Source organism: Sphingobacteruim zhuxiongii, from assembly GCF_009557615.1.
GTDB lineage: Bacteria > Bacteroidota > Bacteroidia > Sphingobacteriales > Sphingobacteriaceae > Sphingobacterium > Sphingobacterium zhuxiongii.
In genome coordinates, this window is sequence record NZ_CP045652.1 from 816,614 (window position 1) to 828,310 (window position 11,697).

The 11,697-nt window shown below is 39.2% G+C and carries 6 protein-coding genes; 4 read left to right on the forward strand and 2 right to left on the reverse strand.

Annotated elements, in window-relative coordinates:
- The first annotated feature begins 77 nt into the window (after positions 1–77).
- The 3 genes from rpoB (at position 78) to GFH32_RS03640 (ending at position 9,071) form a co-directional block, all read left to right on the forward strand.
- Positions 78–3,872 (forward strand): DNA-directed RNA polymerase subunit beta, encoded by a 3,795-nt coding sequence (rpoB, locus tag GFH32_RS03630; RefSeq protein WP_370626524.1) that lies wholly within the window; start codon positions 78–80, stop codon positions 3,870–3,872.
- A gap of 72 nt (positions 3,873–3,944) precedes the next feature.
- The gene (gene rpoC / locus GFH32_RS03635; RefSeq protein WP_153509784.1) at positions 3,945–8,222 is read left to right on the forward strand and encodes a DNA-directed RNA polymerase subunit beta'; all 4,278 of its coding nucleotides are present in this window, start codon (positions 3,945–3,947) and stop codon (positions 8,220–8,222) included.
- A gap of 135 nt (positions 8,223–8,357) precedes the next feature.
- Entirely contained in the window at positions 8,358–9,071 is a 714-nt protein-coding gene (locus GFH32_RS03640; protein ID WP_228384207.1) for an MgtC/SapB family protein, read from the forward strand.
- A 5-nt stretch (positions 9,072–9,076) separates the two neighbouring features.
- Here GFH32_RS03640 and GFH32_RS03645 read toward each other — a convergent pair whose 3' ends face one another.
- Positions 9,077–9,742 (reverse strand): beta/alpha barrel domain-containing protein, encoded by a 666-nt coding sequence (locus GFH32_RS03645; protein WP_228384208.1) that lies wholly within the window; start codon positions 9,740–9,742, stop codon positions 9,077–9,079.
- Positions 9,729–10,718: a sugar kinase gene (locus GFH32_RS03650; protein ID WP_153509785.1), complete on the reverse strand. Its 990-nt coding sequence runs from the start codon at positions 10,716–10,718 to the stop codon at positions 9,729–9,731. The genes GFH32_RS03645 and GFH32_RS03650 overlap by 14 nt, the downstream gene beginning before the upstream one ends.
- A 145-nt stretch (positions 10,719–10,863) precedes the next feature.
- On the opposite strand from GFH32_RS03650, the gene GFH32_RS03655 reads away from it, so the two are divergent.
- On the forward strand, positions 10,864–11,685 hold the full coding sequence (locus tag GFH32_RS03655; RefSeq protein ID WP_153509786.1) for an SDR family oxidoreductase: 822 nt from the start codon (positions 10,864–10,866) through the stop codon (positions 11,683–11,685).
- Positions 11,686–11,697 lie beyond the last annotated feature (12 nt).

Here is an 11,697-nt window from a genome sequence, read left to right on the forward strand (position 1 = left end):
GCGATCGGCAGAAAAATTCAACAGACGTTAGCTCAGTTTTTTTAAACTAAATTCTTATTCCCTTGGCAAACAATAATATGCAAAAAGAAAGAATAAATTTTGCGACAAGTAAGAAGGTAATTGATTACCCAGATTTCTTGGATGTGCAATTGGAGTCTTTCAAGGAGTTTTTTCAATTAGAAACTACTTCCGACGACCGCCATCAGGAGGGGCTTTATCAGGTTTTCGCCGAAAACTTCCCTATTTCTGATTCAAGAAACATCTTTGTGCTTGAGTTTTTGGATTATTTCATTGATCCACCGCGTTACGATATCCAAGAGTGTATAGAGCGTGGCTTGACTTATAGCGTACCTTTGAAGGCAAAATTGAAGTTATCTTGTAATGATGAGGAACACGAAGATTTCGAAACCATAGTACAAGATGTGTATTTAGGAACTATTCCATACATGACTCCAAAAGGTACTTTCGTGATCAATGGAGCAGAGCGTGTAATCGTTTCTCAGCTACACCGATCACCTGGTGTTTTCTTCGGTCAAAGTAGACATACAAATGGTACTAAACTTTATTCTGCAAGGGTAATTCCTTTTAAAGGATCTTGGATCGAATTTGCAACAGACGTTAATAACGTGATGTATGCATATATCGACCGTAAGAAAAAATTCCCGGTTACTACGTTATTACGTGCAATCGGTTTTGATTCAGATAAAGATATCTTAGAATTGTTCGATCTTTCTGACGAAGTTAAAGTTAGTAAATCGGGCTTGAAGAAATATGTTGGTCGTCGTTTAGCGGCTAGGGTATTGAATAAATGGACAGAGGATTTTGTAGATGAGGATACTGGTGAAGTAGTATCTATCGATCGTAATGAGATCATCTTTGAACGTGAAACAGTTTTAGAAGAAGACCACATTGACTTAATCATTGAAGCAGGTGTTAAATCTATTATCCTTGCTAAAGAAGATGAGTCTAATAATGCGGACTATTCAATTATATACAACACTTTACAAAAGGATACTTCGAACTCCGAGAAGGAAGCGGTGGAGCATATCTATCGTCAATTACGTAACGCTGAACCACCTGATGAGGAAACTGCTCGTGGTATCATCGATCGTTTATTCTTCTCAGACAAGCGTTATGATTTAGGAGATGTGGGTAGATACCGTATCAACCGTAAATTGAAACTTGGTACAGATTCAAATACTAAGGTTTTAACGCGTGAAGATATTATCGCAATTGTGAAGTATTTGATCAATTTGATCAACTCTAAAGCAGAGGTTGATGATATTGACCACTTGTCAAACCGTCGTGTTCGTACAGTTGGTGAACAATTATACGCACAATTTGGTGTTGGTTTGGCTCGTATGGCACGTACGATTCGTGAACGCATGAACATTCGTGATAATGAGGTGTTCACTCCTACAGATTTGATTAATGCTCGTACATTATCATCTGTTATCAATTCGTTCTTCGGAACAAATCAGCTTTCTCAGTTCATGGACCAAACCAATCCATTAGCGGAGATTACGCACAAGCGTCGTCTTTCAGCTTTAGGTCCTGGTGGTCTTTCTCGTGAGCGTGCTGGTTTCGAGGTTCGTGACGTTCACTACACACACTACGGTCGTTTGTGTACAATCGAGACTCCAGAGGGTCCAAACATCGGTTTGATTTCTTCTCTTTCTGTACATGCGAAGATTAATAATTTAGGTTTCATTGAGACACCTTATCGTCAAGTTAAGGACGGTAAAGTAGTCGTTGATCAACCTGTTGTTTATTTGTCGGCAGAAGACGAAGACGGTAAAACTATCGCGCAAGCAAACGCGCTTTATGATGATAAAGGTAATTTCTTAGATCCTAAGGTTAAAGCAAGATATGAGGGTGACTTCCCGATTATTGAGCCTGAGAAATTAGACTATATGGACGTTGCTCCTAACCAGATTACTTCAATCGCGGCTTCATTAATTCCTTTCTTGGAGCATGATGATGCTAACCGTGCATTGATGGGATCAAACATGCAACGTCAAGCTGTGCCATTATTACGTCCACAAGCACCTGTTGTAGGTACTGGTTTGGAAGCACGTGTTGCCAGCGATTCGCGTACATTAATTAACGCTGAAGGTTCCGGTACTGTAGAATATGTTGATGCTCAAGAAATCCATATTCGTTATGACCGTAACGAGAATGAACGCTTAGTTTCATTCGATGATGATGTTAAAGTGTACAAATTAACGAAGTTCAAAAAGACCAACCAGAATACTTGTATCAACTTAAAGCCTATCGTAAGAAAAGGTCAGAAAGTTCAAAAAGGTGAAGTATTATGTGAGGGTTATGCAACGGAAGACGGAGAATTAGCATTAGGTCGTAACTTGAAAGTAGCGTTCATGCCTTGGCAAGGATATAACTTTGAGGATGCGATTGTAATCTCTGAGCGTGTTGTATCGCAAGATTTATTCACTTCATTGCATATTGAAGAGTTTGAATTAGAGGTTCGTGATACTAAACGTGGTGAAGAAGAATTAACAGCAGATATCCCTAATGTTTCGGAAGAAGCAACAAAAGACCTTGATGAGAACGGTATTATCCGTATCGGTGCTGAGGTTGGCGAAGGTGATATTTTGATTGGTAAGATTACACCTAAAGGTGAATCTGATCCTTCACCAGAAGAGAAGTTATTACGTGCAATCTTCGGTGATAAAGCAGGTGATGTTAAAGATGCATCTTTAAAAACTCCTCCTTCAATCAAGGGTGTTGTTATTGATACGAAATTATTCTCTCGTGCGAAGAAAATGTCCAAAGAAGTTGAGCGTAAAGCTTTAGAGAAATTGGAAACAGTACATGAGAAAAACTTAAGAGTGCTTAAAGAACGTTTGGTTGACAAATTGTTCAATATTGTAAATGGCAAGACTAGTCAAGGTGTTTACAATGTTTACAAAGAACTATTTGTAGCTAAAGGTGCGAAATTCACTCAAAAGATCCTTACTGATATCGATTACACAAACGTTAATCCAACAGGATGGACGACTGATGAAGATAAGAACGAATTGATCAAGTATGCGCTACATAACTACAGCATTAAAGTTAATGAAGAGTTAGGTGCATTCAAACGTGAGAAATTTGCGATTTCAGTGGGTGATGAGCTTCCATCAGGAATTGTTCAAATGGCTAAGGTTTATGTTGCTAAAAAACGTAAATTGAAAGTTGGGGATAAGATGGCTGGTCGTCACGGTAACAAAGGTATCGTAGCACGTATCGTACGTGATGAAGATATGCCTTTCTTAGCAGACGGAACACCGGTAGATATCGTATTGAATCCACTAGGGGTACCATCTCGTATGAACCTTGGACAGATCTATGAGACTGTTTTAGGATGGGCTGGACAGAAATTAGGAATTAAGTTTGCCACTCCAATTTTCGATGGTGCAGAGATGGGCCAAGTGGAAGATTGGGTTGAAAAAGCTGAGTTACCAAAATCTGGTCGTACTTATCTATACAACGGTTTAACTGGTGAGCGTTTTGACCAACCTACTACTGTAGGTGTGATTTACATGTTGAAATTAGGTCACATGGTTGATGATAAAATGCACGCACGTTCTATTGGTCCTTACTCGTTGATTACTCAACAACCATTAGGTGGTAAGGCACAGTTCGGTGGTCAGCGTTTTGGTGAGATGGAGGTTTGGGCATTAGAGGCATTCGGTGCTTCGAATATCCTACAAGAGATCTTAACTGTGAAATCGGATGACGTTGTCGGACGTGCTAAAACTTATGAAGCGATTGTTAAAGGTAATAACTTACCAACTCCATCGGTACCTGAATCATTCAACGTATTGGTGCATGAGTTACGCGGCTTAGGTTTAGATATCACATTGGATTAATCAAGCAATACAGAGTTTAAGAGGACTCGTTCCTCTTAAACTTTTACATACAGCTATAACTTTTTACGAAGTATGTCTTACAAAAAAGATAATAAAATCAAAAGTAACTTTACATCGATTACGATCAGCTTAGCTTCTCCAGAAACTATTCTAGAGCGCTCAAGTGGTGAGGTTACTAAACCAGAAACTATCAACTACCGTACTTATAAACCGGAACGCGATGGTCTATTCTGCGAGCGTATTTTCGGTCCAGTAAAAGACTATGAATGTCACTGTGGTAAATACAAACGTATTCGTTATAAAGGAATCGTTTGTGACCGTTGTGGTGTTGAAGTAACGGAGAAGAAAGTACGTCGTGAGCGTATGGGACACATCAACTTGGTGGTTCCTGTTGCGCATATTTGGTATTTCCGTTCTTTACCTAACAAGATTGGTTACCTTTTAGGTCTTCCTACGAAGAAATTAGATATGATCATCTACTACGAAAGATATGTGGTTATCCAACCAGGTATCAAAGAAGATGATGGTATCTCTTATATGGATTTCTTAACGGAAGAGGAATACTTAGATATTTTAGATACACTACCGAAAGAAAACCAATATCTTGATGATAACGATCCTCAGAAATTCGTTGCTAAAATGGGTGCTGATGCTCTTGAGGATTTATTAAGACGTCTTAACTTAGATCAGTTATCATACGACTTACGTCATCAAGCTGCCAACGAGACTTCTCAACAACGTAAAAATGAGGCGTTAAAGCGCTTACATGTTGTAGAGGCTTTCCGTGGTGCTAATGATCGTATTGAGAATCGTCCAGAATGGATGATTGTTAAGATTGTTCCGATTATTCCACCAGAATTACGTCCTTTAGTTCCTTTGGATGGTGGTCGTTTTGCGACTTCCGATTTGAACGATTTATATCGTCGTGTTATTATTCGTAATAACCGTTTGAAACGTTTGATCGAAATCAAAGCTCCAGAAGTAATCTTACGTAACGAGAAGCGTATGCTTCAAGAAGCTGTGGATTCCTTGTTTGACAACTCACGTAAGGTAAACGCAGTGAAAACTGAAGGTAACCGTGCGTTGAAATCTCTTTCTGATATTTTGAAAGGTAAACAAGGTCGTTTCCGTCAAAACTTATTAGGTAAGCGTGTTGACTATTCTGCTCGTTCGGTAATTGTCGTTGGTCCTCACTTGAAATTACACGAGTGTGGTCTTCCTAAAGACATGGCGGCGGAATTATACAAACCATTCATCATTCGTAAGATGATTGAAAGAGGTATTGTTAAAACGGTTAAATCTGCGAAGAAAATCGTTGACCGCAAGGATCCAGTAGTATGGGATATCCTAGAAAATGTATTGAAAGGACACCCTGTATTATTAAACCGTGCACCTACGCTTCACCGTTTGGGTATTCAAGCTTTCCAACCTACGTTAGTAGAAGGTAAAGCAATCCAATTACACCCATTGGTTTGTACAGCGTTCAACGCCGATTTTGATGGTGACCAGATGGCGGTTCACTTACCTTTAGGTAATGCTGCAATTTTGGAAGCCCAAATCTTAATGTTGGCTGCACACAACATTCTTAACCCTGCAAACGGATCTCCAGTTACGGTACCATCACAAGATATGGTATTGGGTCTTTATTATATTACTAAAGGCCGTAAGTCTGATGATAGCCGTAGAATGCAAGGTGAAGGAAGTACATTCTATTCTGCGGAAGAGGTTATTATTGCTTTAAATGAGAAGAAAGTTGATCTTCACTCATTCATTAAGGTAAAAACTAACATCAGAACCAAAGAAGGAGAGATTGTAGAAGCAATTATTGACACAACTGTAGGTCGTGTAATCTTTAATCAGGTTGTTCCTGAAGAAGTAGGTTACATTAATGAGTTGTTGACTAAGAAATCTTTGCGTAATGTTATTGGGGAAATCGTGAAGAGCACAGGTATGGCTCGTGCTGCGAAATTCTTAGATGATATGAAAGAGTTAGGATTCCAAACAGCCTTCAAAGGTGGTTTGTCGTTCAACTTGCAAGATTTAAATATTCCTGCTGCGAAAGCTGATCTTATTGCTCAAGCTACGAATGAAGTTGAGGAAGTAATGAGTAACTATAACATGGGTTTCATTACGAACAACGAGCGTTACAATCAGATTATCGATATCTGGACGCGTATCAACAACCGTTTGACAGCGCACGTAATGGATATTCTTTCGAACGACAACCAAGGTTTCAACTCTGTTTACATGATGTTGGACTCTGGAGCTCGTGGTTCTAAAGAGCAGATTCGTCAGTTATGTGGTATGCGTGGTTTGATGGCGAAACCTCAGAAGTCTGGTACTTCAGGTGGTGAGATTATCGAAAACCCGATCTTATCTAACTTTAAAGAAGGATTATCCGTATTAGAGTACTTTATTTCTACCCACGGTGCGCGTAAAGGTCTTGCCGATACGGCGTTAAAAACGGCGGATGCGGGTTACTTAACTCGTCGTTTACATGACGTTGCACAGGATATGATTGTTGTAGAACAAGATTGTAACGGTTTACGTGGTATCTACACTACAGCATTAAAAGATAACGATGATATCGTTGAACCATTATACGATCGTATTTTAGGTCGTACACCATTAAACGATGTTATTGATCCTGTTACTGATGAATTAATCGTTGCTGCAAATGAAGATATCACAGAAGAAATTGCTGAGGCTATCGAAACTGCAGGTATTGAAGGCGTTGAAATTCGTTCAGTATTAACTTGTGAATCAAAACGTGGTGTATGTGCTTGTTGTTACGGACGTAACTTAGCATCTGGTAAACGTGTTCAATTAGGTGAAGCTGTCGGTGTAATTGCAGCGCAATCAATTGGTGAGCCAGGTACACAGTTAACACTTCGTACGTTCCACGTCGGTGGTACGGCGTCGAACATTGCTGCTGAATCTTCAGTTATCGCTAAATATGATGGTCGTATCGAATTTGAAAACGTTCGTACCGTTGAAAAAGAAGGCGAAGATGGTCCTTACCAAGTAGTGTTAGGTCGTTCAGGTGAGATTAAAGTTGTGAACGAAGAAAATAAAGTTCTTTACCAACAAATCATCCCTTACGGTTCGAATTTATTCGTAAAAGAAGGCGATACAGTAGAAAAAGGTTCTAAACTAGTTGATTGGGATCCATATAATGCTGTGATTATCTCGGAATTTGCAGGTAAGGTTGAGTTTGATGCGATTATCGAAGGTGTTACTTTCCGTGAAGAATCTGATGAACAAACAGGTCACAAGGAGAAAGTAATTATCGAAACTCGTGATAAGACGAAAAACCCGATGATCAAGGTATTGGATAACAAAGGCGAAATTATTCGTTCTTACAATATTCCAGTAGGAGCTCACGTATCCGTTTCAGATGGACAGAAAGTTAAAGAAGGTGCAGTATTAGTTAAGATTCCTCGTTCAACAGGTAAGACCCGAGATATTACGGGTGGTCTTCCTCGTGTAACAGAGTTATTCGAGGCTCGTAACCCTTCAAACCCTGCTGTTGTTACTGAAATTGACGGTGTAGTTTCATTAGGTGGTGTTAAACGTGGTAACCGTGAGATTTCTATTGAATCTCGTGACGGTCAAGTGAAAAAATACTTGGTTCCACTTTCTAAGCACATCTTAGTACAAGATAACGACTTTATTAAAGCAGGTATGCCTTTATCTGACGGTCAGATTTCTCCTTCAGATATCTTATCAATCAAAGGTCCTGCGGCAGTACAAGAATATATCGTAAATGGTATCCAAGAGGTTTACCGCCTACAAGGGGTAAAAATCAACGATAAGCACTTTGAAACTATCGTTCACCAAATGATGCAGAAAGTGAATATTGAGGATCCAGGAGATACTCGTTTCTTAGAGAAAGAAGCTGTAAATAAATGGGACTTCATGGAAGAAAACGATTCATTATACGACAAAAAAGTTGTTGTTGAAGCGGGAGATTCTAATTCTTTACGTCCAGGTCAGATTGTTACATTACGTAAATTACGTGAAGAAAACTCTGTATTAAGACGCCAAGATATGAAGTTAGTGGAAGTACGCGATGCTATTCCTGCTACCTCAAGTCCATTATTACAAGGTATTACTAGAGCGTCCCTAGGTACTAAATCATTCATCTCTGCAGCTTCCTTCCAGGAAACTACAAAAGTATTGAATGAGGCAGCAATCGCAGGTAAACGCGATAACTTGTTAGGCTTGAAAGAAAACGTAATTGTTGGTCACTTGATTCCTTCAGGTACTGGTTTACGTAAGTACAGCAATATCATTGTAGGTTCTCGTGAAGAATACGATCAATTATTAGCTTCTAAAGAAGAAGACTAGTCATTAAGATCAACGTGCCTTTTAGGCATGGATATAAAATGGTCTGGATTCCTTTGGAGTCCAGACCATTTTTTTGCTTGTTAAAATACAGGATTTATCGATATTATCGAACGATATGTGTTTTATATGAATTTAATGTTAAGTAGATTTGATTTAAAACAGAAGGAGTTTATAGATACTATGAATATGGAGATGATCACGGATCAATTTATTTTTGACTGGAATGATTTGTTCAAAGCATTTTTATCGCTGGGAGCAGGATTTTTATTAGGATTTGAAAGGGAGTGGAAAGATAAATCGGCGGGTTTTAAAACCATATCGATTATTTGTTTAGGGAGTACCTTATTTTCTATCCTTTCCATGAAACTAGGAGCGGGGGAGTCGGAAGATGCCACGCGGATTGCCTCTTATGTTGTCTCAGGGATTGGTTTTCTGGGCGCAGGAGTGATTTTTAAAGATGGTGTTAATGTCAATGGCTTGACGACCGCTAGTATTATTTGGATGTCCGCAGCGGTAGGTATGGCTATCGGTTTTGGGATGTTTATCACCGCAATTATATTCTTAGGAGCGTGTTTTTCGATTATTATTTCTGGACCGATTCTAAATCGGTATGTGTTAAGGAATTTAGTAAAGGTGGTGACCGTAAAATTCGATAGCCATCAATTATCAGGAAAGGAAGATTTTATAGAAGATATTCGTCCGTTGACAAAGCAATTGAAGATAAAGAATCAAACGTTGAATAAGGAAGGTTTAGTACTCGTTCTGGAGGTCTTAATCGATAAGGGTAACATACGAAGTTTCGAAAATAGAATCATGGCTCATCATTCTATTTCCGAAGTCTCCTTGTAAGGTTTTTAGGCTTTAGCCCAGCCTAAAACTTTGCGACAATTTTCGCTAATGTCTTGCAGGTTATAGTGTCCGTCTTGTAGTTTAAACAATTTGGAACCCATACCGACAGAAGTAACTCCTGCGGCGAACCAATTTTTGATATTATTCTCCTCGACATCCACACCACCAGTCGGCATAAACTTCATAGTCGGGAACAAAGGTTTAATTCCATTTAAAAATGATGGACCAAGTGTCTCGCCAGGGAATAGCTTGACAAAGCCACAACCAGCAAACATGGCATTGGCAATTTCCGTAGGAGTCATACATCCTGGAATCCAAAGACAGTTACTTTTCTTGGCTGTTTCCGCAAGTTCAGCAACAAAGATTGGGCTCACTAAGAATTCGGTACCTAAAGCAAGAAAGCTTTCGGCAGCGTCACTGCTGAGGATTGTTCCAATACCCAAAGTCAATTCTGGCATAGCAAGCTTTTTATATTCTACCAATGCCTGGAAATTTACTTGTGCATTCTTTCCTCGATTAACAAATTCAAAAACACGAATACCCCCGTCGTAGCAAGCCTTTACAACTTGTTTACAGACTTCAACATCATCATGATAGAATACCGGTATAACCGGGTAAGCTTTAATTTTCTCTATTATTTGATCGATTTGCATCTTCTTAATATTTTCCATTTCCAAAATCGCCTTCAACGAATAGTTTTTCATAACCAGCCCCTGTTGCGATATTAATTATTTCTTGAGCATCCTTGGTCATGCATAGCGCATGAATGAGTCCCGCCATAAATGCATCACCCGAACCAATACGATCAATAATCTCATTTGTTTCGTAGGTTGTCGATACGGTATTTTCTGTTTTTGAATGGTAGGTGCCAAAGAATAGATTATGCGTTGGGTTATCCATAAAGCGGAACGTATTTGCAATATGTTCCACTTGCGGGAATTTTGCGAATAATGCTGCAGCAGAGCTATTCGCAGCTTCTACTAGATCAGATTTCGCTGTGTGCCGATCTAGAGATTCTGGTACAGGAATTCCTGCCATAGTGTTTGCTGCCCAGATATTACCCATTATAACTTGGCAATACGCCAGTAATTCAGGCATGATCTCCAATGGAGACTTCCCATATTGCCAAAGGCGGTTTCTATAATTTAAGTCCACAGAAATATAAATCCCACGGTTTTTTGCTTCTTGCAGAACCAAGAGCATAACATCTGCCATTTCTTGATTTAAAGCAGGCGTGAGCGCTGTCCAATGTAACCAATCAACATCCTCGAACAGCTTGTCGAAATCCAAATCCGCTGCTTGTAATTGAGAAAAGCTAGAATACTTACGGTCGTATATGACTTCTCCTTTTGTCAATCCATTAGCTGACAAAAGAAAATAAGATCCAATTCGATCGCCAATTTGGAGGCATTTTGATGTATCTACTTGGTGTTGATTTAATACGGATAAAACTTCCTCGCTAAGCTTATTTGTAGGGAAGGCACTTGCATATTGGACTGCTGTACCCATCTGTCCTAAAGAACAAGCAACATTTGCTTCAGATCCGCCGGGGTAAATTCTTAATAAGTTCTCTTGACTTCCAAAGAAACTATCTCCAACACTTTGTTGTCTGATTAGTATTTCTCCAAATGATAAAACGTGTGGCATAGGTTATTAAATAATGCAAGATAGTGGTTTTAAATCGCTTCCCAAGGAATATCTTCGCAAACGATTACGTAATAAATGTCTTAAAAATGCATAATATTTATCGATAAATTGTTTATCATTGAAAGAATTAATCAGACCATAAACTATGAGTATTCTAGATAAATTTTCTCTGAAAGATAAGGTAATTGTTATAACCGGTGGTACCGGTATCTTGGGTAAATCCTTTGTCCGGGCGGTTGCTGAAGCCGGCGCCAAAGTTTGTATCATTGGGCGTAGTCAGGAGAAAATCGACGAACGAGTTGAACAAGCAAAATCTTTAGGAGCAGAGGCCATTGGTGTGATTGCTGATGTAATGAATGAGCAATCTGTACACGAAGCGAAAGAATCAATCCTAAAGGCATTTGGAACAATAGACGGTTTGATTAATGCTGTAGGTGGAAATATACCTGGCGCAACGATCGGAGACGATCAAAACATATTCGATAATAAGATTCAAGATACGATCAAAGCAATTGAACTTAACTTGTATGGTACTATCATTCCAACGATGATTTTGGGACAAGTGATTGCAGAGAAAGGAATAGGAGCCATTATCAATATTTCTTCCCTTGCTGCTAGCCGACCATTAACTCGCGTATTGGGATACACCGTTGCAAAACACGGAATCGATGGATTTACGAAATGGATGTCAACGGAATTAGCACTTCGGTATGGCGATAAAGTACGGGTAAATGCAATTGCACCTGGGGTATTTTTGACTGAACAAAATAGAGCATTATTAACTAATCCTGATGGAACTTATAGCCCAAGAGCGCAGAAGTTCATCAATGGTACACCTTACCAACGTTTAGGAGACCCAAGCGAATTAGAAGGAACATTGGTATATCTACTTAGTGAGGCTTCAGCATTCGTCTCTGGTGAGACTGTATTTGTTGACGGTGGATTTAATTCTTGGTGTGGCGTATAATATAAAGACCTG